At 39.3% G+C, this 24,031-nt stretch carries 23 protein-coding genes, 2 tRNA genes, 3 pseudogenes and 2 other annotated features; of the genes and pseudogenes, 12 read left to right on the top strand and 16 right to left on the bottom strand.

The window, feature by feature from the left end; translation table 11 throughout:
* Positions 1 to 64 precede the first annotated feature (64 nt).
* Positions 65 to 493 (bottom strand): NUDIX hydrolase, encoded by a 429-nt coding sequence (locus KB197_RS02915; RefSeq protein WP_049549756.1) that lies wholly within the window; start codon positions 491 to 493, stop codon positions 65 to 67.
* A 9-nt stretch (positions 494 to 502) separates the two neighbouring features.
* Positions 503 to 973, bottom strand: coding sequence for a DUF3013 family protein (locus tag KB197_RS02910; protein WP_000257122.1), 471 nt, complete (start codon positions 971 to 973; stop codon positions 503 to 505).
* A 115-nt stretch (positions 974 to 1,088) separates the two neighbouring features.
* Between KB197_RS02910 and KB197_RS02905 the strand changes: the two genes are divergently transcribed.
* The 4 genes from KB197_RS02905 to KB197_RS02890 all read left to right on the top strand — a co-directional run bounded on the left by KB197_RS02905 (position 1,089) and on the right by KB197_RS02890 (position 3,697).
* Complete coding sequence (locus tag KB197_RS02905; protein ID WP_212573461.1) at positions 1,089 to 2,360, top strand: replication-associated recombination protein A; 1,272 nt, start codon at positions 1,089 to 1,091, stop codon at positions 2,358 to 2,360.
* Between the two features lie 264 nt (positions 2,361 to 2,624).
* Positions 2,625 to 2,697: transfer RNA gene (locus KB197_RS02900), tRNA-Lys, on the top strand.
* A gap of 349 nt (positions 2,698 to 3,046) precedes the next feature.
* On the top strand, positions 3,047 to 3,562 hold the full coding sequence (locus KB197_RS02895) for a DUF308 domain-containing protein (protein WP_000672739.1): 516 nt from the start codon (positions 3,047 to 3,049) through the stop codon (positions 3,560 to 3,562).
* A gap of 62 nt (positions 3,563 to 3,624) precedes the next feature.
* Positions 3,625 to 3,697 (top strand) — tRNA-Lys (locus KB197_RS02890).
* Positions 3,698 to 3,837: 140 nt separating this feature from the next.
* Here the strand turns inward: KB197_RS02890 and KB197_RS02885 are convergent.
* From KB197_RS02885 to KB197_RS02875, 3 genes and pseudogenes are all read right to left on the bottom strand, one after another.
* Entirely contained in the window at positions 3,838 to 4,926 is a 1,089-nt protein-coding gene (locus tag KB197_RS02885; RefSeq protein WP_004193676.1) for an AI-2E family transporter, read from the bottom strand.
* 9 nt (positions 4,927 to 4,935) lie between these two features.
* Positions 4,936 to 6,225: a DUF308 domain-containing protein gene (locus KB197_RS02880; protein WP_212573462.1), complete on the bottom strand. Its 1,290-nt coding sequence runs from the start codon at positions 6,223 to 6,225 to the stop codon at positions 4,936 to 4,938.
* A gap of 651 nt (positions 6,226 to 6,876) precedes the next feature.
* Positions 6,877 to 7,329: pseudogene (locus KB197_RS02875) on the bottom strand (tyrosine-type recombinase/integrase); the annotation flags it as partial.
* A gap of 221 nt (positions 7,330 to 7,550) precedes the next feature.
* On the opposite strand from KB197_RS02875, the gene KB197_RS02870 reads away from it, so the two are divergent.
* Positions 7,551 to 8,393 (top strand): aldo/keto reductase, encoded by an 843-nt coding sequence (locus tag KB197_RS02870; protein ID WP_212573463.1) that lies wholly within the window; start codon positions 7,551 to 7,553, stop codon positions 8,391 to 8,393.
* Between the two features lie 303 nt (positions 8,394 to 8,696).
* On the top strand, positions 8,697 to 9,842 hold the full coding sequence (locus tag KB197_RS02865) for a low temperature requirement protein A (protein WP_094753347.1): 1,146 nt from the start codon (positions 8,697 to 8,699) through the stop codon (positions 9,840 to 9,842).
* A gap of 452 nt (positions 9,843 to 10,294) precedes the next feature.
* On the opposite strand, the gene mgaSpn is transcribed toward KB197_RS02865, so the two are convergent.
* Complete coding sequence (gene mgaSpn / locus KB197_RS02860; RefSeq protein ID WP_212573464.1) at positions 10,295 to 11,776, bottom strand: virulence factor transcriptional regulator MgaSpn; 1,482 nt, start codon at positions 11,774 to 11,776, stop codon at positions 10,295 to 10,297.
* A 375-nt stretch (positions 11,777 to 12,151) separates the two neighbouring features.
* Here mgaSpn and KB197_RS02855 point away from each other — a divergent pair, with 375 nt between their 5' ends.
* The 5 genes and pseudogenes from KB197_RS02855 (at position 12,152) to KB197_RS02835 (ending at position 14,092) form a co-directional block, all read left to right on the top strand.
* Positions 12,152 to 12,388, top strand: coding sequence for a GlsB/YeaQ/YmgE family stress response membrane protein (locus KB197_RS02855; protein WP_049522036.1), 237 nt, complete (start codon positions 12,152 to 12,154; stop codon positions 12,386 to 12,388).
* A 76-nt stretch (positions 12,389 to 12,464) separates the two neighbouring features.
* A complete protein-coding gene (gene amaP / locus KB197_RS02850; RefSeq protein ID WP_023946078.1) occupies positions 12,465 to 13,037 on the top strand; it encodes an alkaline shock response membrane anchor protein AmaP in 573 nt (190 codons plus the stop codon).
* 11 nt (positions 13,038 to 13,048) lie between these two features.
* Positions 13,049 to 13,219 carry a DUF2273 domain-containing protein gene (locus tag KB197_RS02845; protein ID WP_000455064.1) on the top strand — a complete coding sequence of 57 codons (171 nt, stop codon included), beginning with the start codon at positions 13,049 to 13,051 and terminating at the stop codon, positions 13,217 to 13,219.
* Between the two features lie 30 nt (positions 13,220 to 13,249).
* Positions 13,250 to 13,858, top strand: a pseudogene (locus tag KB197_RS02840) (Asp23/Gls24 family envelope stress response protein).
* A 30-nt stretch (positions 13,859 to 13,888) separates the two neighbouring features.
* On the top strand, positions 13,889 to 14,092 hold the full coding sequence (locus tag KB197_RS02835) for a CsbD family protein (protein ID WP_000109960.1): 204 nt from the start codon (positions 13,889 to 13,891) through the stop codon (positions 14,090 to 14,092).
* 109 nt (positions 14,093 to 14,201) lie between these two features.
* Here KB197_RS02835 and KB197_RS02830 read toward each other — a convergent pair.
* A pseudogene (locus KB197_RS02830) lies at positions 14,202 to 14,471 on the bottom strand (transposase); the annotation flags it as partial.
* 41 nt (positions 14,472 to 14,512) lie between these two features.
* Positions 14,513 to 14,968 carry a GNAT family N-acetyltransferase gene (locus tag KB197_RS02825; RefSeq protein ID WP_212573478.1) on the bottom strand — a complete coding sequence of 152 codons (456 nt, stop codon included), beginning with the start codon at positions 14,966 to 14,968 and terminating at the stop codon, positions 14,513 to 14,515.
* A 69-nt stretch (positions 14,969 to 15,037) separates the two neighbouring features.
* Between KB197_RS02825 and KB197_RS02820 the strand changes: the two genes are divergently transcribed.
* On the top strand, positions 15,038 to 15,697 hold the full coding sequence (locus KB197_RS02820) for a prepilin peptidase (protein WP_000564998.1): 660 nt from the start codon (positions 15,038 to 15,040) through the stop codon (positions 15,695 to 15,697).
* Here KB197_RS02820 and trpA read toward each other — a convergent pair.
* The 8 genes from trpA to trpB (KB197_RS02780) all read right to left on the bottom strand — a co-directional run bounded on the left by trpA (position 15,669) and on the right by trpB (KB197_RS02780) (position 23,706).
* Complete coding sequence (gene trpA, locus KB197_RS02815) at positions 15,669 to 16,445, bottom strand: tryptophan synthase subunit alpha (protein WP_212573465.1); 777 nt, start codon at positions 16,443 to 16,445, stop codon at positions 15,669 to 15,671. The two genes, KB197_RS02820 and trpA, sit on opposite strands and share 29 nt — an antisense overlap.
* Positions 16,438 to 17,661 carry a tryptophan synthase subunit beta gene (gene trpB / locus KB197_RS02810; RefSeq protein ID WP_212573466.1) on the bottom strand — a complete coding sequence of 408 codons (1,224 nt, stop codon included), beginning with the start codon at positions 17,659 to 17,661 and terminating at the stop codon, positions 16,438 to 16,440. Before trpB (KB197_RS02810) ends, trpA begins: the two co-directional genes overlap by 8 nt.
* Positions 17,639 to 18,238 carry a phosphoribosylanthranilate isomerase gene (locus tag KB197_RS02805; RefSeq protein WP_212573467.1) on the bottom strand — a complete coding sequence of 200 codons (600 nt, stop codon included), beginning with the start codon at positions 18,236 to 18,238 and terminating at the stop codon, positions 17,639 to 17,641. The genes trpB (KB197_RS02810) and KB197_RS02805 overlap by 23 nt, the downstream gene beginning before the upstream one ends.
* Positions 18,225 to 18,992, bottom strand: coding sequence for an indole-3-glycerol phosphate synthase TrpC (gene trpC / locus KB197_RS02800; protein ID WP_125416958.1), 768 nt, complete (start codon positions 18,990 to 18,992; stop codon positions 18,225 to 18,227). The genes KB197_RS02805 and trpC overlap by 14 nt, the downstream gene beginning before the upstream one ends.
* Positions 18,989 to 19,993 carry an anthranilate phosphoribosyltransferase gene (gene trpD / locus KB197_RS02795; RefSeq protein ID WP_125431415.1) on the bottom strand — a complete coding sequence of 335 codons (1,005 nt, stop codon included), beginning with the start codon at positions 19,991 to 19,993 and terminating at the stop codon, positions 18,989 to 18,991. The genes trpC and trpD overlap by 4 nt, the downstream gene beginning before the upstream one ends.
* 10 nt (positions 19,994 to 20,003) lie before the next feature.
* Positions 20,004 to 20,570 carry an aminodeoxychorismate/anthranilate synthase component II gene (locus tag KB197_RS02790; protein ID WP_084890039.1) on the bottom strand — a complete coding sequence of 189 codons (567 nt, stop codon included), beginning with the start codon at positions 20,568 to 20,570 and terminating at the stop codon, positions 20,004 to 20,006.
* Complete coding sequence (gene trpE / locus KB197_RS02785; RefSeq protein WP_004256037.1) at positions 20,567 to 21,928, bottom strand: anthranilate synthase component I; 1,362 nt, start codon at positions 21,926 to 21,928, stop codon at positions 20,567 to 20,569. Before trpE ends, KB197_RS02790 begins: the two co-directional genes overlap by 4 nt.
* Positions 21,929 to 22,305: 377 nt before the next feature.
* Positions 22,306 to 22,537, bottom strand: a binding site (T-box leader).
* Complete coding sequence (trpB, locus tag KB197_RS02780; RefSeq protein ID WP_050252720.1) at positions 22,528 to 23,706, bottom strand: tryptophan synthase subunit beta; 1,179 nt, start codon at positions 23,704 to 23,706, stop codon at positions 22,528 to 22,530. Its footprint overlaps the feature before it by 10 nt.
* Positions 23,707 to 23,771: 65 nt before the next feature.
* Positions 23,772 to 24,001: a binding site (T-box leader), on the bottom strand.
* Between the last annotated feature and the right edge of the window lie 30 nt (positions 24,002 to 24,031).

The following is a 24,031-nucleotide window of genomic DNA, read 5'->3' as shown; positions in this document are numbered from 1 at the left end:
GTTTATCTTTTTGGTACAGTGTTTAGGGCGGGTTCAGTTTAGAAATTTAACTGAACCATCCTTTCTAATCACTTACTTTTAAATAATCTTTTAATCTCTCCTGCAACTGAGGTACAACTTGACTGGAGCTAAGAAATTCCTCAACATTCATCAACTGATAGCCCTGACCTTCATCTCCAAATACGATACTGTCAAATTGGTCCTGAGCCAACTTGCCAACTAGAAATACAGATTGTTTATCCGCAAAAAGCATACTTGGATAAACCTTACTCCAAAGCAGACAATCCTCAGTCAGATGAATTCCCAGTTCTTCATAAACTTCACGCTCCACACATTCAAAAGGACTTTCATCCCCCTCTCGTCCACCGCCTGGAAGTTCCCACATATTGGGCCAGGGAATGCTTGCCTTATCATCGCGTAAGATAGTCAAGAGCTTATCCCCACAAAACAAAGCAATCTTACAGCCTGTGAAATCAGAAATCTCTATTTCCATGTCAAACCCCTAGTATCTCGGATAAGGATAAAACTCTCCCTCTTCCAAGCCTACTTTTCCTTCTTCAAAGACTTCTTGGTTCCATTCCATGACAAATTCTTCTGCTTCTGGGTCTTCCAAAAAGTCCATGAGAGCATCTAGTCCAACCTCGGCAGTATCTTTAAGGAAAAGCGCAAAATAAGCTAAAAATTCGCGAGAAAATCCTTTTTTAGGCAAGTAAGGAATGACCGTCAAATAGTCTTCCTCATTGACTGTTGATTTGGCAGGATTGTAAAAAAGCACTGCTTCTTCAAAGAGAATGTCATCTGATGAAACCTCTCCATCCTCATCCACCATCTCCACACCTGCAGCATTTTGCGCTTCTAACAAAAAACTCACTTCAACCGCGTGGTTGCGCTTGTCCCAACTAATCTCAAAGTCAAAGGGAAAGTTCTTCTCCAACTCTTCCTCTAAAACATCTAAAAATCCGTATGTTGCCATTTTGTCCTCTTTCTATGCGACTCTTAAATCGCCCCGATTGCTCGGAAATATGCTAAAATAGATACTACCATCTTACCACATATACATCAGAAAATCCACGTTAGAAAGGACTGCTATGCCAGACAATCTCGCACTTCGCATGCGCCCTAAAACCATCGATCAGGTCATCGGTCAGGAACATCTGGTCGGACAAGGAAAAATCATCCGTCGCATGGTGGAAGCCAACCGCCTGTCCTCCATGATTCTATATGGACCTCCTGGAATCGGCAAGACCAGTATTGCCTCAGCCATCGCTGGGACTACTAAGTATGCCTTTCGAACTTTCAATGCGACAGTTGATAGTAAAAAGCGACTGCAAGAAATTGCGGAAGAGGCTAAATTTTCAGGTGGACTTGTACTACTCCTTGACGAGATTCATAGACTAGATAAAACCAAGCAAGACTTCCTCTTGCCTCTCTTGGAAAGTGGACTGGTCATCATGATTGGCGCTACAACTGAAAATCCTTTCTTCTCTGTCACTCCTGCCATTCGCAGTCGCGTTCAAATTTTTGAGTTGGAACCTCTGTCTAACCAAGACGTCAAAGAGGCCCTGCAGATAGCTCTAAATAACCCTGAACGTGGTTTTGATTTTCCAGTAGAACTAGATGAAGATGCGCTGGATTTTATTGCTACCTCTACAAACGGAGACCTTCGCTCTGCCTTCAACTCACTGGATTTGGCAGCTCTCTCTACCCCTGAGAATGATAAGGGCATCCGCCACATCACCCTCGACATCATGGAAAATAGCCTGCAGCAGAGCTACATCACTATGGATAAGGATGGAGATGGCCACTATGATGTTCTCTCAGCCCTGCAAAAGTCTATCCGTGGCTCAGATGTGGATGCCAGTCTCCACTATGCTGCCCGCTTGATTGAGGCTGGTGATTTGCCAAGTCTCGCTCGTCGCTTGACTGTTATCGCCTATGAAGATATCGGCTTAGCCAATCCTGAAGCTCAGATTCACACCGTGACTGCTCTGGATGCTGCCCAAAAGATTGGGTTCCCAGAAGCCCGCATTCTCATTGCCAATGTCGTCATTGATTTGGCCCTTTCTCCAAAATCCAACTCAGCCTATGTAGCTATGAATAAGGCTCTTGCCGACCTCAAAACATCAGGGCACTTGCCTATTCCGCGACACCTGCGTGATGGGCACTACAGTGGAAGCAAGGAACTGGGGAATGCCCAAGACTATCTCTATCCACACAACTATCCTGGAAATTGGGTCAAGCAAGACTATCTACCAGAAAAAATTCGTAATCATCACTATTTCCAAGCAGAAGATACTGGTAAATATGAACGGGCTTTGGCTCAAAGAAAGGAAGCTATCGACCGTTTGCGAAAAATCTGAAATCCTTTTCAAAAAATTGCACTTTCCTCTTGATTTTTTTTGAAAAAGTGGTATTATATAAACATAGAAACGCTGTGGTGTACGACTTCACACTTAAGTGTTGACCGACTATTTTTTGTATTATTAGGGAAACAAAAGTCTTCTAACAGCATGTAGGCCGTCTCACACGGAAACAGCTTCAGTTAGAGCGAGTTGCCCACCTGCTTAATTGCGCGGGTTCAATACAAACCGTGAAGTTTCGGCACCAATACAGCTTTTTTCTTTGCCTCCTTAGCTCAGCTGGCAGAGCAGCGGACTCTTAATCCGTGGGTCACAGGTTCGATCCCTGTAGGGGGCATCTAAATACAACAGGAAAAAGCCTTGTAAATCAAGGCTTTTTTTGCTTGTCTATAACTGATTTACCCCATCATTTGTCCCACATTTTAAATCTATCTTTTCTTTTTGAATCAAATTACATCTTTACAAATAGTGTAAAGCCAGTTACTTTTGCTTTGATGCCATACAATATTTTCATGTAGAGAAGACAAATTTTATCTTCTCTTTTTATTTTCAAAATAATAAAAACTGATTTTCTTTTCATAAATCAGACTGAAACTTCCAAATTTTCCATTTTGTTTATTGACATTTCCTCTAAAAAGGTGTATAATATTTTTATTATCAAACTATACTATATAGGGGGTATTGAAATGAAATTTTCTAATCGTTTACTGCTATTCCTTGCAGGAGTTGTTTTTGTCCTTTTAGGACTTTTCCTATTTACAAACCCAGTAGCTAATCTTGTTGCTTACAGCTGGTGGATTGCATTTGGTTTACTGGTTTCTTCTATAGCAGCTATTTTAGGCTATTTCTCTGTACCAAAAGAGCTTCGCTCACCAGCTCATCTTTTCCAAGGGATTGTTAATCTTCTCTTAGCTCTTTACCTCGTTGCCTATGGCTTTGTGACGCTGCCAGTTGTCATTCCAACTATTTTAGGAATTTGGTTAATTGTAGAAGCCATTATAGCTTTCTTTAAAGGCAATCGTCTGGGATTGATTTTCCCTATTATTGGCAACCATATCATGTGGATAGCGTTGCTTGCATTTTTACTAGGTCTAGTGATTTTGTTCAATCCAGTAGCTACAAGTGTCTTTGTCGTTTATGTCGTTGCCTTTGCATTTTTAATTGTTGGTTTCACCTATATCCTTGATGCCTTTCGTAAATAATCTAGCTGCCATTTTGGGCATATTAAAATAGCTGGGAAGTTACATTCTCAGCTTTTTCTGTTGCCTCCTTAGCTCAGTTGGTAGAGCAGTAGACTCTTAAGCTATGGGGCGCAGGTTCGAGCCCTGCAGGGGGCACATCTAAATCAACAGAAATAAGCCTTGAAACCAAGGCTTTTTTTAACGTCTAATAGCTTTTTGTAGAAAAGTATTTAAAAATAAAAGAGAAGAGAATCTCTCACTCTCTTCTCAGTATATCTTATTAAATTTAGTTTTTCTTAATCTACCTGATTTTCCTTTGCAACGACAAATTCTTTAACCAGTCGATAGATAACAGCAAATACGGGGGTAAAGAATATCATTCCAAGTAGTCCGAAAAGATTCCCTCCAATACTAGCAGCCGCAAGCGTGAAAATAGCTGGCAAACCAATAGACTGACCTACAACTCTAGGATAAATAAGGTTTCCTTCAATCAGCTGTATAACTTGATATAGAAGAAGAGAAAGTAAGGCTTGAGTAGGACTCACTGTGAAGATAAAAATCGCTCCCACAACACAAGCAATCATAGGCCCTACATAAGGAATGAACGATAGCACTCCTGCAAAGATACCTGTCATTACTCCATAGGGTATCCCAAACACGCTGTAACCAACCGCTATCATAACTCCTATGATAACTGCTTCAATCAGCTGACTCATCAAAAATTGGTCATAAGTCTCTAGTGCTACTTGTCCAATGTAAGTCAACTTTATCACCACCTTCTCTGGAAGAAAAACTTTTAGAAGTCGACTCGTCATCGCTGCCAAATGTTCCTTACTGGATAAAAATAAAAAGGTGAAGACTATAATCAAAAAGGCATTCATCAAACTTGAAAAAATATTGCCGATATTACTAGTCAGACCTGATAAAAAACCTATCAAAGCTTGGCTAATAGAACTAGATTGTCCCTGTATGCCTGATACGATAGTTGACAACATGTCTTTGGTTACAAATTCCGAGCTGCCTAGCAATTTCCCAAGTTGAGTAAGGACTGTTGAAAGGACTGTTCCCAGCTGACTAATAGTCTGGGCTAGGGTTGGCAGCACCAAAACCAAAAGAGCAATCACGATTAAGATAAGAGCTAGGAAAACAAGTACCATGGCAATCGGACGACGCAACTCTGCCTTTACCTTCAATTTAACTAAGTACTGTTCAATTTTTTTCATAGGAACATTAAGCACAAAAGCAATAACAGCACCATAAATCAAGGTTGATATTACATCAAAGAGAGAGATTGCTCCTGATATAAAGCTCGATGCATTCAGAATTACAAGAGCAACCAGCCCTATAAAAAGTATTAACGGGGTGTATTTTTTTACTAAGTTCATAAATTCTCCTTAATAAACATGTTTAGATACGACTATACTATTTGGTTTTTCAAACTCTCGATTAAGGTAGGCTTGGTAAGTTCCTGGAGCGATAAATCCTTTGGGTGAGAGGATATCGGTGCCAGCCTGACCGACTATGGTATCAGCCAAGAGCACACAGTTTGTAGATAAGACAAAGTAGGATTTAAACTTAGATTTGATAAATTTATAAAGTTCCCCATCTGTCTCATGTCTGATTTTATAAGCGTAGGTGTAGTCTTCCTTACCATCACCTGTCATGATTTTATCTGCACTTGGCTCCCATGGAATCGTCAGTTGTTTCAATTCAGCCAACTTTTTCTGAACTGCTTTTTCCATTTCAGGCGTCAAATCTATCCCATAACCAAAAAGCGTTTTTTGACTCTCACGTTTACATAGGTCAATGTACTTGTCACGATCACAGAAATATAAGACACCATCTCCTACCATGCCAAATAAGGTCTCAGAAGACGGATCATAGTTGCCATAAGAAATAACACGGCCTTGATAGCAGATATCCACATGACCAATAGCTGAAAACAGGGAGGTCTCAGCTGTATGAACAAAAATTTCTAGCTCTGCTGTCTTACCAGACTTCACTATTCCAAGATGGATATCTTCTTCCTCATCAGCATTTTCCAGCATAAATTTGTTAATTTTTGCTAAAGTTCTTGCAGGGATGAGAGCGGCTAGGACAATAGGTAAGCTAATTCTAATGCGACGTTTGAGATGGTTTTTCCCAATTTCCCCTTCAAATAAGAAACCGTCACGGATATTGGACAGACCATAAAGGAAAAAATAAGCCCCTAAAACAAAGAGTTGAAAGACAGAATTTCCCGTAGAGGACAAAAGACTAGCTCCACCAAGAAAAACTAGTAGAATACCATCTAGTAAGAGACGAAAACGAGGTCGAATATTATTTTTACGGTAGAGAACATAGGTGACAAGATTAATCGTGGCCTTAAAAATCTGATAAACTCCAATCACAAGAGCCAGAACATAAATCGGTATATCAGTCGCAAGATTAGAACCTAGCAAATATCCCAGCACTAACAATTTAACCAGTGCAACTCCCAAGGTATCCGTTGACTGGCTTTTTTTGAAAACTCTTAATAGCAAATCTACGACCGTTGCTATCCAAGCTAAAAACAGAACCAGGCGAATAACTGTTACTGGCAACCAAGTCCCCGTGACCATCAAGATGAGACCTAGCAGAACAAACAAGAACCCCTGAGCAAGTAATTTCTTACCTGTCAGACCTAAAGATAGAATTTTCGCCATATAAAAACCTTTCAACAATAAAAATTAAACACTCCGATTAAACTGACTAGTAAATAGCCAACACTACAAACAGCCTGTGCCAGCAACATATGGTGACTAGAAATGACTGTAGTAATGTCACCATCTTGTCTTATGCACTTCTAAAATTTGTTATATTGATTAGAAACCAGAGCTTATAAAAACTAGCTAAACTCGAGAGATAGACACAATTGCGACGAAAAAATGTATAACCAATTCAACTTGTTAAGGTAAGAAAGCATTATTTCCAATCTATTAATTATTCATCTATTACCTATTATGACACAATATTCCCTATAGTTCAACTTTTTACTTGTTTTTATATTACACGGACTAAAAAGTTTTCAACAGTTGATTGCATTTGTTTTAATAAGTTTTAACCTTTCTTGGTTAGATAAAAAAAGAACCATACAGTTTAGAATCTGTATGGTTTTTGCCCCACTTTTGTCCCATTTTTAAATCATGACATTGAAAATACCTAAAATCACTTATATTTCAATATTTTTAATTGCTCTCAATATGAAAGTCCTTTCCAAATCCCTGTAGGGGGCATCTAAATCAACAGGAAAAAGCCTTGATTTACAAGGCTTTTTTGCTTTCCTTTTAAAAATTGTCGTGCAATTTGCCGTGTTTTTACAACAAACTTTTCACAGCCATAAATTCCTCACTAATTTTTTCCTCCAATGTGTGACCATAAACTTCAACCAGCATAGAGATATCTTTGTGTCCTAAAATTTTCGCAATAACTCCCAAATCAATATTATTATGCCATAAATAACTACCATAAGTGTGTCTAGCTCCTTTAGTAGTAATCAATGGAGAAATTTGCAATTCCTTCAACATTACTTTTATAGCTTTATTGACTGTTGCAATATCTGGAACATCGTAGGCATATCCATAATGCTGAAAAATCATTTTATACCTATTCTTGATTCCTAGCTCTTTATTAGCCTTCTCTTGTTCAATTTTTAGGACTTGTAATATCTTGATACATTCTTCGTCTATCGGTACCATCCGAATAGACGTTTTGTTTTTTGGAGGGACAAATTTATGAGAAAGAGTATTAAACCTCCTATAATACTGAATAAAATATTTCAGGCTCTTGATAATAATGTCGCGGTCTTGAAGATTGTATTTTACAATACCAACAAATTCATTCTTTCCAAAGTAGCAATATCTCCAAAGGATGTTACCAACAGCGGAAAAAGAAGTAAGGAACTATTCATAGTAATAGCCGTAGCAAATCTTTGCATTTTTGCCTTATCTTCTTTAAGATAGTACTATTAAAAAAAGAAAAGGTGAAAATCATGGAAACATATACACTTGCAAATGGGGTTGCTATTCCTAAAATTGGTTTTGGAACTTGGCAAATTGCCGAAGGCGAAGAAGCCTATAACAGCGTTAGCTTCGCACTTAAGGCGGGTTACACACATATTGATACCGCACAAATTTACGGTAACGAGGTTTCTGTAGGTAAAGCGATTGCTGATAGTAATTTGGCACGTGAGGATATTTTCCTAACTACCAAACTTTGGAATGATAAGCATGATTACGAGTTAGCTAAGACTTCTATCGATGAGTCTCTCGAAAGACTTGGTGTGGATTATTTGGATCTTTTACTTATCCATTGGCCTAATCCAAAGGCGCTTCGTGAGAATGATGATTGGAAGGCTGGCAATGCGGGTGCATGGAAGGCTATGGAAGAAGCCTACAAAGAAGGTAAGGTGCGTGCTATCGGTGTGTCTAACTTTATGCAACACCACCTAGAAGCTCTTATTGAAACAGCTGAAATTGTTCCACATGTCAATCAAATCCTCTTGGCTCCAGGTTGTAACCAAGAAGACTTAGTTGCCTATTGCCAAGAGCGCGATATCCTTCTTGAAGCCTATAGTCCACTAGGTACAGGTAGCATTTTTGGAAATGAAGATGTTGAAGCAGTGACTGAACGTAACGGTAAATCTGTGGCACAAGTTGCTCTGCGTTGGAGCCTTCAAAAAGGTTTCTTGCCACTACCTAAGTCTGTAACACCTAAAAATATTGAAGGCAACCTAGATATCTTCGACTTCGACTTATCAGAGGAAGATATGGCAGTCCTGGATAAGATTCAAGGCATCAAAACTCAGGATGATCCTGACACAGTTAATTTTTAATAGGATATTAAGCAACTCGTCAGGGTTGCTTTTTAGCGTGTTTCTTTAGATTTGCTATAATGAAACAATCATTTTTTATTTATATATGGGAGTTACGTAATGGAGTCTCGAAATCTTTTGCCTCAAAATACACGTACTTCATTATCAATCGTCAAACACTCCGCCTGTAAGCTGGTACGTGAGGTAAATGTGCTCCAAGGTTTTGACAATTCGCGCCACATGAAGTTATTTAAGCATCTTCTTTTCTCTCATTACCATTTTATGTTATAATAAATTGTACTTCTAAAATAGAAAGGTCTTAAGATGACAACTCTTGTTAAACATAAACGTGTAAATTATTCAGAACTTTTTTATGATCTAGTTTTTGTTTTTGCGATTTCAAAAGTAACTGCTTTAATTCACCATCTTCATAACGGTATTTTGACTTGGAATTCTTTGCTTGATTTTTTCATGTCTGTCTTGCTTCTCATCAATGCCTGGATGATTCAAACCGTTTATACCAATCGCTATGGAAAGAACTCTTTATTTAACATGGTAATCATGTTTATCAATATGGGACTTTTACTCTTTATATCCAATTTGATTAAAGATGATTGGCAACAATATTTTCATTATGTCTGTTGGGCTATTGGTACATTAACCCTTACCTTATTTTTTCAATATTTGGTTGAGTTTTTTAAAAAATCAACCGATAATGTTCATAGGGAAAGTATCAAAGGTTTTCTATGGATAACAGGTCTACGAAGTTTAGAAATCTATCTAGCAGCTCTTCTTCCTATTTACATTGGAGTCTATATCCTTTATGCTAGTATTCTGCTAACATTTATTATGCCAATTACCTCGATTAGTAAAGATGATCATTTCCAGATAGTTCTCCCCCATTTAATCGAGCGCATCTCCCTTCTTGTCATTATTACGTTTGGAGAGATGATTATGGGGCTAGTTAACTTCTTTACAATCGAGAATTTCTCGATTTATTCGGTTCTTTATTTCATTATTATGCTTTCTCTGTTCTTGTTTTATTTTGTTCAATTCGACCATGCTATTGATGAAGAATCTAATCAAAAGGGACTATTTCTAATTTACAGTCACTATCCTATTTTCATTGGACTTCTTATGATGACCGTTTCGATGAGTTTTCTTCTGAATCCTGAAACTAATCTTCTCTTTGCAACCAGCTTCTTTTATATCGGAATTGGCCTCTTCCAAGCTGCTGTCCTAGCAAATGGGCCCTATAACAAACACTATCTTCGCTATTCGAAAAGTTACTACTGTGTCCAAGCTACACTCTATCTGGCTGCCTTGATTCTCTCTTTAATCTTTGCTTCTAATCCTATAATAGTAGTAAGTATTACAACCATTTTAGCTCTAGCTATAGCTATTCATTCTATTTATTTTTATATGACACAGACTAAAAAACATTCCACACCTTACTGGGAGTTGTTTTAATGAGTTTATAAGATTAAAAAGCTTTGGGAACCAAGGCTTTTTTTCATTAATTTGTTTTTCCATTTTATCCTCCGATTTGAACTCGCACTGACATTTATTTATAACAACACTATATATCTAGTATGGCCCAATCATTAGGTATTATAGGTTTTCAAACCAAATGTGAGTTATTCGTTTTTGCCCCATTTTTAAATCCTGACATTGAAAATACCTAAAAGTATTTCCCTAAAATCAGCTATATTTCAACATTTTTGTTTATTTTCAATATGAAAAGTTCTTACAAATTCATGTAGGGGGCATCTAAACAACAGGAAAAAGCCTTGATTTATAAGGCTTTTTTGTTATTCTGAACAAAAAAATGACAAGATTGTTAGGATATTCTGAGTCTAATATTGATGAAATTATTTTCTTATCACAAAAAAACGCTATCTAGCGTTTTTTGTTATTCTTAGTTACTCGTCTAATCGAACAAACATCATGGCATTTAACAAAGATATGAGTGAGACCGTGTTTATATTATTTGAATAGATCAGTCTCTTATTTTCAATCGGAGGAATAATAAAATTAGAAATGATGATATCATAAGGCGATTCTTCTAAAGATTCCTTTGATAATTCTAATTCATTCCAAACTTCAAGTTCAAAATTATTGCTACAGTAATAAGAAAGTGTCTCTGCAACGGATTTGGCATGATACTGATCAAAATTACTCATAACCAGAACCTTCAGCTTTGGCTGATTTTGTAGTAGATTAAGCACCAAATGTTTGGTATGAGTGATGAAGGTATAAGATAGATGATTTACCATCATTGAACTAGAACAAACCTCAAGAGTCTCTAAATAATGAGAAAGCTCTTTTTTTACATCTGAAACAAATTTAGGAAAAATATTTTGAAAATTCCTGATTGTATTCCCTTTTTGATCAAATAAAATAAACTCAGTGGACAACTCTTGACGATACAGATGTGCGGTATTATGCAGATGCCAAATCAGATTATCCTTATTCTCAATCTCAATCTGATACTTGGCTGAAATCTGATCAATAAAATCACTCAATAGATGGTAAGATTTTTCAACATAGCTATCCTTTTTTACGCATTTTATAAAGAGACTTTCATCTATGAAAAACATTTTTTGAAAGTAAGACACAAATAATTGGCAAACAACTTCTTCATCTAAAGAGATATTGTATTCTAATTCAAAATTCTTAGCAACACCTTCTATTCCTTCTGCCTGCATTAAAAAATCCAAACTTTGATCGTTAAAAGAGTCTTTCTCTACTTCCATGAAATGACCAAACCTTATTCTATATAGGTTCGTAACTAGGAGCAACTTTAGCATTCTATGAGTTGACAAATTCATTGGAAAGCTTGTTTCCTTATAAACCAATTCTAACAATTGAGATAGGGGCTCTGATGAAAAAATTTCAAATGGCCATTCTAGGAAATAATATTTTTCTGAAAAATATTGTGCAAAAAAGTAACGAATGTCTCTCTCATTTCCAATGATTTGAACAGGGGTCAGACTGATTTCAAATAGAAATTGCCTTTTAATCACTTTATTAATTTGGCTAATAATACGATAGAGCGAAGATGAACTGATATAGAATTCTTTACAAATACTTTCAGCTTGACAACCTTCATTAAAGAAGATAAATTCTAAAATCGAAAAATGAGTTGAATGTTTAAAGAAATGATGGTAAACCATTTCAATATCACTATCATCGGTATTAATAATGCGTATACCATTAGTAGAAGAATGAAAAATCAAGTCAGGAAAAGCAGATCTAACATGGGATAGATCATCTTTGACTGCACGTTCTGTACAATTTAGTAACTCTGCTAGTTCAGAACGATGAAACCATCGTTTATGTTCAAATAATAATTCTAATAATTCTAATTGCCTATGACTTTTTTTAGATAATAAATCTCTCATGGATGTCTTTCTCTCTTTATAAATTATCGGATTAAACCTCCTGCAATTATACCACAATGAATAGGTATAGCATGCTATAACGACTTTTACTAAGATCCTTTATCTCGTATAATAACACTACGGAGGCAATATATAAACAATTTTCTTATTTTACCGTCTATTGAGGGCGTGAATACAGAATCAAATTCAAGTCGAAAGATTATATTTTTAATTTTAAAAATTATATAATAGCAACAATCAAAGAATTTGATTTTTTTATATTAAAATTATATAATAATCAAAATAATTGATTATTTTATATTAAAATTATACAATAGCAATAATCAAAGGAATTGATTTATTTTTTGATATTAAAATAAAAAAGGAGGGTAAGCAATATTGTGGTCAATCATTGCTGGAGGTCTTATTGGACTTGTAGCAGGTAGAATCACTAAAAAAGGTAGTTCTATGGGAATCGTCGCAAATGTATTCGCTGGTTTAGTCGGGTCATCTGTAGGACAATCCCTTTTAGGTAGTTGGGGCCCATCCATCGCTGGAATGGCTTTGATCCCATCTATTGCAGGAGCAGCAATTGTTGTTACTGTAGTATCATTCTTTACAGGTAAAAAATAATTACTTGTAGAATAAACTATTTTTAAATAGATTAGACGGTTAAAAATAGTTTAATGTTAAATCGAAAGGATTGTATATGTCAAAAACAAAGAAAATATTTTTAATTATTTTCTGTATTTTAATCTTGACAATTTTCCTTCCTGTTTTGATAGATTATCATCAAGTTAGTGATCTAGGCATTCAGCTATTTAGCTGGAGACAGAATCATTTCGTTGAATTTTATCTCTCTAGATATATATTCTGGGGGATAGTGGCTCTATCAACTTTAGTTTTGTTATCGATGTTAGTTGTGTTGTTTTATCCTAAACGTTATTTGGAAATTCAACTTGAAACTAAAAACGATACATTAAAATTAAAGAATTCTGCAATCGAAGGTTTTGTTAGAAGTTTGGTAAGTGATCATGGATTGATCAAGAACCCAACTGTTCATGTAAATTTACGAAAAAATAAATGTTTCGTTCATGTAGAAGGTAAAATTCTTCCTTCGGACAACATCGCTGACAGATGCCAACTAATTCAAAATGAAATAACTAATGGATTGAAGCAGTTTTTTGGTATTGAGCGTCAGGTTAAACTAGAAGTTCTAGTAAAAGACTACCAGCCTAAACCAAAACCTCAAAACAAAAAGACTGTTAGTCGTGTGAAGTAAGGAAGTAAAAAATGGAATGGCTTAAACAATATCGATATCCAATAATCGCAGGTCTCATAGGCGTATTTCTCGCTTGTTTGATTATCTCCTTTGGCTTCTTCAAAACAATATTTGTATTGATTTTAGGAGCACTGGGAGTTGCAGCTGGATTATATATCGAAAAAAACTATATAGATAAATAAAAATTACTAATTTAATTAAAGGAGTTTCATATGTCAAACGAAAAAAACATTAACACTAACGTAGAAAAGAAAGATGCTACTGCTGTAGCTCACTAAATCAAAGGAGAACTTACTTACGAAGATAAAGTTATCCAAAAAATCATTGGTCTGTCACTAGAAAACGTTTCAGGTCTTTTGGGAATCGACGGTGGTTTCTTCTCAAATCTTAAAGAAAAAATCGTTAACAGCGATGACGTAACAAGTGGTGTTAACGTAGAAGTTGGTAAAACACAAGTTGCAGTTGACTTAAACATTATTGCTGAGTACCAAAAAAATGTTCCAGCTTTATATTCAGAAATCAGAGAAATCGTATCTTCAGAAGTTGCTAAAATGACTGACTTGGAAGTTGTTGAAATCAACGTAAACGTTGTCGACATCAAAACTAAAGAACAACATGAAGCAGACTCAGTAAGCCTTCAAGATCGCGTATCTGACGTTGCTGAATCAACAGGAGAATTCGCTTCAGAACAATTCGAAAAAGCTAAATCTGGTCTTGGATCTGGTTTCTCAACTGTTCAAGAAAAAGTTAGCGAAGGCGTAGAAGCTGTTAAAGGTGCAGCAAATGGTGTAGTATCTCACGAAAGAACTCGTGTAAACTAAGATAAAATAAATATAACAGGAGAAATTATCATGTCAGTAGAAGAAAAATTAAATCAAGCTAAAGGTTCTATTAAAGAAGGTGTTGGTAAAGCCATCGGTGATGAAAAAATGGAAAAAGAAGGAACAGCTGAAAAAGTTGTTTCTAAAGTAAAAGAAGTTGCTGAAGATGCCAAAGACGCTGTAGAAGGCGCTATCGAAGGTGTTAAAAACATGTTGAGTGGCGACAATAAATAAGGCTAAAAGTTACTTTATCTTTTTAGTAACATTAGTCAAAAGAGTTTGAGTCAAGATGATTCTCAGAAAACAAAAAGCTAGAGATTTCCAATTGCGGAACTCTAGCTTTTTAATTTTGCCTCTTTCTCTTATTATATTTCAGCAGGTTGTTGACCATGAGTACAAATCCCATGTCAATTCTCACTTGGCGCTTACCTCTCAGATAACATCTCTTATAACCCAAACAAACCTTTATCTGCCCAAAGACAGATTTCATATCAATCTTACGTTTAGCGGAAATTTGTCTACCCTTGGAAGATAAAAGTGCCTGATATTCTTTAGTTTTTAAACACTGGTAACGTTCATTCATATACAGTCCCTTTTGAGGGGCTGATTCAGGTTCATCATCGCAGTCAACATTGATTTCAAGGCTGTTTGCTTCTATCTCCCCTTTTTCATGATGTATTTTCGTACAGGTGCTTCAACCATTTGAACGATTTCAAATCCTTCTTTTTGATAAAGGTGCTGGGCTGCTTGATTTGCTTCGAGGACATTTAAAGAAATACTACCTATGTCTCCATTTTCAAAGACCAAACTAACAAATTTCCTTAAAGCCTGGCTACCTAAGCCTTGCCCCTGTTTCTGGGGGTTGATAAAAAATCTTCCAATATGAAGATTACTGTCTTCTAGTCTGACTTTCTGGATAAGCCCCACAAACTCGTGTCCATCAAAGATAGAAAAAACTCCTTCCAAGTCTTGCAAGACTTGAATTGTCAAGGGAAAAGGAATCATTGTTCCCATCCATTGCTCTTGAAAGGATTTGCCAAGGGAGTTGGACCATTGACATACGAGCTGAGCGTTTTCTGTGCTCACATTTTCTTCAAAACGAATTGTCATCTTGACCTCACTATCTTGTTTATGTTTCTCCATTATACTACTTCTCCTATTTTTTACGAATAGATAAGTATGATTGATTTTTATTTTTTTCTTGTCGGGAGCATTCTCGCTTCCTTTCTTGGTTTGGTCATTGACCGTTTTCCAGAGCAATCCATTATCAGTCCAGCCAGTCACTGCGATTCCTGTCAGACTCGCTTGCGTCCCTTAGATTTGATTCCGATTCTCTCGCAGGTCTTCAATCGCTTTCGCTGTCGCTACTGCAAGGCTCCTTATCCTGTCTGGTATGCCCTCTTTGAACTAGGCTTAGGACTCCTCTTTCTATCTTGGTCTTGGGGTTTTCTTTCCTTGGGGCAAGTCATCCTAATCACTGCTGGTTTGACCTTGGGCATCTACGACTTTCGCCATCAGGAATATCCCTTACTGGTCTGGATAACTTTCCATCTGCCTCTAATGGTCTACTCAGGCTGGAATCTGGTCATGGTCTTTTTCCTTGTCCTAGGAATTCTAGCTCATTTTATCGATATCCGTATGGGTGCAGGGGATTTCCTCTTTCTGGCTTCTTGCGCTCTCGTCTTTAGCGCAACCGAGTTACTCATCTTGATTCAGTTTGCTTCTGCAACAGGAATTCTAGCCTTTCTCCTGCAAAAGAAAAAGGAAAGACTGCCTTTCGTGCCTTTCCTCTTACTCGCTGCTTGTTTGATTATTTTTGGTAAGCTACTGCTTGTTTGATAAAGTCCTCAATCGGCTCTCCTTGGTGGAGAGCTTTTACGATTTTTGAACCGACGATAACGCCATCTGACACCGCATTGAAGCGTTCTACATCAGCTTGACTAGATACGCCAAAACCTGTCAAGACTGGGATATCGGCCACTTGATGAAGTTGTGCCAAGTGCTTGTCCAAGTCTGCACGATAATTGCCTGACTTCCCTGTCACCCCATTGATGGCAACTGCATAGACGAATCCTTCTGCCCCTTCAATCAACTCTTTCTGACGCTCAATCCCTGTGGTCAAGCTTACTAAAGGAATCAAAGCAATGTCTGTATCTGCCAAAAATGGTTCTACAAAGTTGGCATGCTCATGAGGCAGGTCTGGAATAATCAAACCCTTAATCGCTGTATCTGCCAAATCTTTGACAAACTTCTCAACACCGTACTGAAAGAGGGGATTGAAGTAGGTCATAATGACCAGTGGAATCTCTGTTTCAATGGTTTTCAAGGTTTCAACCAAAGCCTGAGTAGACGTTCCGCGAGCTAGACTGCGTAAGCCTGCTTCTTCTATAACAGGCCCATCTGCAACAGGATCTGAAAAAGGAATGCCCACTTCAATAGCTGAAACACCCAAATCTTCTAAAAAGCGGATTGTTTCAGCGAGACCATCCAAACCTTTCTCGTGGTCTCCAGCCATGATATAGGGAACAAAAATTCCCTTTCCAGCTGCTTTAATAGTGTTCAATTTTTCTGTTAGTGTCTTAGGCATGAGTTTCTCCCTTCTTTGCTGCGTCTGCTTCCAAGCGGTCTTTGACTTGGACCACATCCTTGTCCCCACGACCTGATAGGCAGACAATCATGGACTTGTTTGGACCGAGTTCTTTGGCCAATTTCACCGCAAAGGCGATAGCATGGCTAGATTCCAAGGCTGGGATAATCCCTTCCACGCGAGACAAGAGTTGGAATCCCTCCAAGGCTTCTTCGTCTGTCACAGGGACATAGCTGGCACGTTTAATATCGTGGTAGTGAGAATGTTCTGGACCGATACCAGGATAGTCCAAGCCTGCTGAAATAGAGAAGGCTTCAAGAATTTGACCATGGGCATCTTGGAGCACATCCATGAGAGAACCGTGAAGAACACCAGGACGACCCTTAGTCAAGGTAGCTGCATGGTGCTCCGTATCCACACCAAGTCCAGCCGCTTCAGCTCCATACATGGCTACTGACTCATCTTCTACAAATGGATGGAAGAGCCCGATAGCATTCGACCCACCACCAACACAGGCTACTAGAGCATCTGGTAAATCTTGACCTGTCAAGTCACGGTACTGTTGTTTGGCTTCCCTACCGATGACACTTTGGAAGTCACGGACGATTTCTGGGAATGGGTGAGGCCCCAAGGCAGAACCAAGGATATAGTGGGTATCATCGATATTAGCCACCCATGAACGAAGAGCTGCATTGACCGCATCTTTGAGCACGCGCGAACCGTCTGTCACTGCCTCAACCTTAGCTCCCAAAAGCTCCATACGGAACACATTGAGGGCTTGGCGTTTGACATCTTCCTCACCCATGTAGATAGTACATTCCATGTTAAAGAGGGCTGCAGCAGTTGCAGTTGCCACACCGTGCTGACCAGCACCTGTTTCAGCGATAATTTTCTTTTTACCCATGCGTTTAGCAAGCAAAACTTGTCCCAAGGCATTGTTAATCTTGTGGGCCCCTGTATGGTTAAGGTCTTCCCGTTTGAGATAAATCTTGGCTCCGCCGATATGCTGAGTCAAATTTTTTGCGTAGTAAAGGGGAGTTTCACGCCCCACGTACTGACGCAAGAGTTGGTTTAATTCCTCTTGGAAACTTGGATCTGCCTGACTTTCACGGTAGGCCTTCTCCAACTCCAAAACTGCTGTCATCAATGTTTCTGGGACGAAACGTCCTCCGAATTTTCCGTAAAATCCATCTTTATTTGGTTCCTGATATGCCATTCTTTACCCTCTCTATAAATCTTCTAATCTTTTCCTGATCTTTTTGTCCATCTGTCTCCACTCCGCTCGATACATCTACTGCATAGGGAGTAAAGTGTTGAATTGCTTGTACTACATTGTCTTCCTTAAGCCCACCTGCGATAAAGAAGGGCTGATTTAGTCCAGTAGTATCTAGTTGCCCCCAGTCAAAGGTCTGGCCACTTCCTGCCACAGGGGCATCAAAGAGGAGATAATCTGCCTGAGAATGAGGCACATGCCCCTCTCCATCCACCTGCACAGCCTGAATGCTGTCACAGGGCAAATCCTCAAACACATCATCCGCTATCTGACCGTGAACTTGAACCAAGTCTAAACCAACTTTGTCAATCGCTTCTAGCAGTTCTACCCGACTTGGTGAAACAAATACCCCAACCTTTTTTACGTCTGACGGAATAATCTTTGCCAGCTCAGCAGCCTGATCCAAGGTCACCTGTCTTTTGCTAGGTGCGAAGACAAAGCCGATGTAGTCCGCTCCTGCTGAAACGGCTGTTCCCACCGCTTCCTCGGTCGATAATCCGCAAATTTTAACCTTTGTCAATCTGCAACTCCTTGATTCTCTGGGCTACATCTTCTGCCTGCATGAGAGCTGTCCCTACTAAAATGCCGTTAAAGTATGGTGCTACTCGCTCTGCATCCTGCCCTGTGAAAATAGCTGATTCAGAAATATACAAGCAATCATCTTTGAAGTGTTTAGCCAAGTCTACACTGGTCTCCAAATCGACCTCAAAGGTGGTCAAGTTTCGGTTATTAACTCCGATAATCTGAGCACCGAGTCTGTGAGCTACCTCTAGTTCAGCTAGATTGTGGGTTTCCACCAAGACTTCCAGACCAAGCTCTGTCGCGTAGTCGTAGAGTTCCTTAAGGCGTTCTTCTGACAAGGCAGCCACAATGAGTAAGATGACTGTTGCACCTGCATTGCGAGCACGGATGATTTGCTTTTCATCGATGATAAAGTCCTTGTTGAGCGTTGGAATCTGTACCTGACTGGAAATCCCCCGTAGATAATCCAAATGACCTTTAAAGAAAACCTCATCTGTCAAAACCGAAATCATCACTGCTCCGTTCGCTTCATAAGTCTGGGCCTGTTGCACAATATCCACATTGAGATTGATATCTCCCAGACTAGGGCTAGCTTTCTTGACTTCAGCGATTACCTGTAAACGGTCTTGGTGATTCTTCAAAAATTCAGCCAAGCGATAGGTCTGACGCAGGGGCTGGACTTCCTCCAGCTCCATCTGCTCGACCTCACGCGCCTTCTGCTCCAAGATTCGTGCTAAAAATTCCTGACTCATTTTTGGTACTCCTGTAACAGTCTGAGTTTTTCAAGGGCCTTGCCACTAGCAATCACTTGACGGGCCAAGGCAACTCCTTCCTTGATACTAGCTACCTTACCATTGGCATAAAAGCCAAGACCAGCATTTAAGACTGTCGTTTCCAAGAATGGACTTGCTTCATTTTTCAGAACGCTGAGCAAAATTTCTGCATTTTCCTGAGCATTCCCTCCACGAATATCTTCGATAGCATAGCGCTCCATCCCCAAATCCTCTGGAGTGAAGCTTGACAAGGTGATTTCGCCATTTTCAAGAAGAGCAATCTTGGTTGTTCCATTCAAGCCGGCTTCATCCAAACCTTCTGGTCCAGCAACCACGATGGCACGTTTGCGACCCATATTTTTCAAAACCTGAGCTGTACTTTCTAGAAGTTCTGGACGGCTAATTCCAAGAAGCTGTGTTTCCAAAGCCATTGGGTGAATCAGGGGACCAGTCAAGTTCATAATCGTTGGAATTCCCAATTCCAAACGAGCTGGCATGATGTATTTCATAGCTGGGTGCATATTTTTTGCAAAGAGAAAGACGATTCCAGTTTTATCAAAGACCTTACCTAGTTCAGCTGGTTTAAGGTCTAGGTTGATGCCCAAGGCTTCGAGGACATCTGCAGAACCAGATTTTGAAGAAATCGAGCGGTTACCGTGTTTGGCCATATGAACACCACCACCAGCCAAGACAAAGGCTGCAGTTGTGGAAATGTTAAAGCTGAAAGACTTGTCCCCACCTGTACCGCAGTTATCCATAGCATCATGGATTTCAGTTGGAATATGTTGGGCATGTCCTCTCATGACTTGAGCAATGGCTGTGCGCTCTTCAGGAGTTTCCCCCTTCATCTTAAGGGCCAAGAGGAGAGAAGCAATCTGCGCCTCTGTTACACGTCCAGTCACGATACGCTCAATGACATCCGTCATTTCCACACCTGATAAATTTTCAAATTTTGCTAATTTTTCAATAATCTCTTTCATCCTAGTTTCCTCACTTTACAACCTTTTCGATAAAATTTCGAATAGAAGACAAGCCGTCAGGCGTTCCGATACTTTCTGGATGGTACTGGAAGCCATAAATTGGAAGGGTTTTGTGTTGAATCCCCATGATGGCTTGATCATCAGTCGAACGAGCTGTCACTTCAAAGTCTTCTGGCATTTCTTCAATCAAAATACTATGGTAACGCATGACCGCACGGCCATCCTCAATGCCTTGATACAAAACAGATGGCGCTTCAAAGCTGATATTGCTCTGTTTCCCATGCATGACTTTTGGTGCCAAGCCTAACTTCCCACCAAAGACTTCTGCGATGGCTTGGTGACCCAAACAAATCCCTAGAATCGGTTTCTTGCCTGCAAAGTCACGAATCATATCTTCCATCTTTCCAGCATCAACTGGCCAACCAGGACCAGGAGAAAAGACCAGACCATCTGCTTTTTCAGCTTCTTCATACAGCTTAGGATCATCATTTCTCAAGACCTGCACTTCTGCAAAATTCCCAATGTACTGCGCCAAGTTATAGGTAAAAGAATCATAGTTGTCAATCAATAAAATCATAGTCTTAGTTCTCCAATTCTAGTCATAGATTTAGCCTTGTTAATAGTTTCTTGGTATTCGTTTTGGGCGATAGAGTCATAGACAATCCCTGCCCCAGCCTGCACATAGGCTGTTTGATTTTTGAGAATCATAGTTCGGATGGCAATGGCGAAATCCATATCACCCGTCGCTGACAAGTAGCCGATTGCTCCTGCGTATACGCCTCGTTTTTCCGTTTCTAGTTCATAGATGCGTCTCATAGCCCGAATCTTTGGTGCTCCTGAAACTGTTCCAGCTGGAAGTGTTGATTTTAAAGCATCCATAGCAGTGAGTTCTGGAAGCAAACGTCCTTTTACGACGCTGGTCAAATGCATGACATAGCGGAAAAGCTCCACTTCCATATACTTGGTAACTTGGACACTGGCTGTTTCAGAGATGCGACCAATATCGTTACGCCCCAAGTCTACCAACATCCGATGTTCTGCTGTTTCCTTCTCATCAGAAAGCAGGTCTGTCGCCAAAGTCTTGTCGTCTTCATCCGTAGCCCCTCTTGGTCGCGTACCGGCAATCGGATTGGTTGTTACAACGCCATTTTTAACAGAAACCAAACTTTCAGGACTGGCACCGATGATTTGATAATCTTCAAAATCATAGAAGTAAAGGTAATTAGATGGATTGGTCACGCGAAGATTTCTGTAGAAGTCAAATGGATTGCCAGTAACCTCTGCTGAGAAGCGCTGACTGAGCACGCATTGGAACATATCTCCATTACGAATCAAGTCGCGAGCTGTTTCCACCATTTCCTCAAACTTCTGAGGAGCAATATGGGGTTTGAAGTCAAGTGGTGATAAATCCAAGTCTTCAAATTCATTTGAAGCAGGAATGCGTAATTCCTCAAGCACTTGATTCAAGGCTTTTTCCAAGTCTTCTTGACTACGCTCGCTGTAAAGAGCATCCTCGATGACATGGATTTTTTCCTTCTTGTGGTCAAAGACCATGTAACTCTCATAAACGAAGAAATGCATGTCTGGCGTCCCAATGGTATCCTCAGGGATTTGACCAATTTCTTCATAGAGCGAAATCATATCGTAACCAACAAAACCAATGGCTCCCCCACCAAAAGGTAGGTCTGAATGGTGCTGGCTCTTATGAGTCACTTCATAAAGGAAATCCAAAGGATCCCGATCAATCACTTGACCATTTTGATAAAGGACTCCATTTTCAAACTTAATCTCAAAAACTGGATTATAGGCTAGGATAGAAAAACGAGCTGTTTCCTTATCTCTCGGAATACTCTCTAAGATAACCTTGTGTTGCCCCTTTAGGCGCATATAAGCCAAGATTGGTGATAAGACATCTCCATGAATGATTCGTTCCATTGTATTTTCCCTTTCAGTTTCTTATTTTTAATTTTTTGTCTTTTTTCTATTTCCCTTAAATAGTGCGGACGGGAGGTAAAATTATCCAGTGGATGATTTTAGAAAACCATGAAATGAAATACCTAATTTTTGAGCTCCTCGCTCATTCATTTCTAGGCTCAGGCTAAAATAGTTCCCCGAACTATTTTACTCTCAAAAATTCCGTTCTAGAGAAGCATCTTTGCTTCTCTAGAATACCACTATGGTGGGAAATAGCGGTTTAATGCTCACTTCGTTCGCAAATATTTTATAGAAATCTATCTAGTGATGAAGCATAATTTAAAACTGATAGCCATATCTACGATAAATATATAAAAATCCCCACGCAAAATAACTTGCGTGAGGACGAAATTCGCGGTGCCACCTCAATTATAGGATTTCTCCTATCTCTCATTCCTGTCTCAGATATTTCCTGTAACAGGTTGTGCGATAAAGGGCACTCCCTTGAGAATTATGTTTTCTTCTCTCATTTCAGATGGACCCAACCTTACAGCTTTCTCTGCTTGTTTCCAGCAACCACAAGCTCTCTGTAAGAGAAAGGACTGTAATTTTTCCATCTTTTATTTTTTAGCTTCTAGGTAGTCTGCAATCGCAGCTACATCCTTGTCTCCACGACCAGAGACATTGATGATGATGATCTCATCCTTACTTAGTTTCGGTGCACGTTTAACCGCTTCTGCGATGGCATGCGAACTTTCAATCGCTGGGATAATTCCTTCTGTCTTGCTGAGAAGGAGCAGGGCTTGAACAGCTTCTTCATCTGTCGCAGCAACATATTCCACGCGACCTGAATCTTTGAAGTAGGCGTGTTCTGGGCCAACCCCTGGATAGTCCAATCCAGCTGAGATAGAGTAAACTGGAGCCAGCTCTCCGTCTTCCTTAAAGACTGCATAAGTCTTCATGCCATCAACAATTCCGATACTACCTTTTGTCATAGTAGCTGCGTGCTTGTCTGTATCAAGTCCATGACCAGCAGCTTCGACCCCAACCAATTTGACTTCTTCATCAGCCACATACTGCGAAAAAGCACCGATAGCATTGGAACCACCACCTACACAGGCAATAACGTAGTCTGGTAAACGACCTTCTTTTTCTAAGATTTGACGGCGAGATTCTTCACTGATAACCTTTTGGAACTCATGAACAATGGTTGGATATGGGTGAGGACCTACAGCAGATCCCAGAACATAGAAGGCTTCAAGGTCATTCATCCATGCTCCAAAGGCTGCATCAACAGCATCTTTGAGGGTACGAGTCCCTGTTTCAACTGCGTGAACAGTTGCTCCCATCATCTCCATACGGAAAACATTGAGACGTTGACGTTCCACATCTTCTGCCCCCATGTAGACATCACAGGCCATACCAAACTTGGCTGCAGCCGCTGCTGTCGCAACACCGTGCTGACCAGCTCCTGTTTCCGCAATCACTCGTTTTTTGCCCATGCGTTTAGCCAAAAGAATTTGTCCTAAAACGTTGTTGAGCTTGTGAGAACCAAGGTGGTTAAGGTCTTCACGTTTGAGATAAATCTTAGCTCCACCTAGGTGTTCCGTCAAACTTTCTGCAAAATAGAGCGGTGTTTCGCGACCTGAATAATCCTTCAAGTAATGGCGAAATTCTGCCAAAAATTCTGGATCATCCTTGTATTTGTCAAATGTCACTTCCAACTCATCCAACAAAGCCTGAATCGGCTCCGGTACAAAACTACCACCAAATTGTCCAAAATAACCTTTAGTTGTCATAAAATTTTCCTCTTTCAGTATTGATTTCAAGATATGAAAAAAGCCCACACACAGAAAACCATCTGTGTGAGGGCGTTGGTAACGCGGTGCCACCTCAATTATAAAGGGACTATCCCTTTACATCTCTACCTTGTCTAACAACAAGTTGCACTGTAAGGTGTGCGCACCGAATTTTCATTGTTTCAAATTTATTTTTAAAATCAGCCCACTTTCACTACTTCCAACCACCTGTTCACAATGACCACAGGCTCCCTGAAGATCAAAAATAGTTACTTTTCTGATTTGTTGAACTTATTTTAATACTTTGTTTTTTCTTTGTCAAGAC

The organism is Streptococcus sp. 11-4097 (genome assembly GCF_018215285.2).
Classification (GTDB): Bacteria; Bacillota; Bacilli; order Lactobacillales; family Streptococcaceae; genus Streptococcus.
Note: the sequence above shows the minus strand (reverse complement) of the source record. Positions and strands in the feature narration are given on the sequence as shown.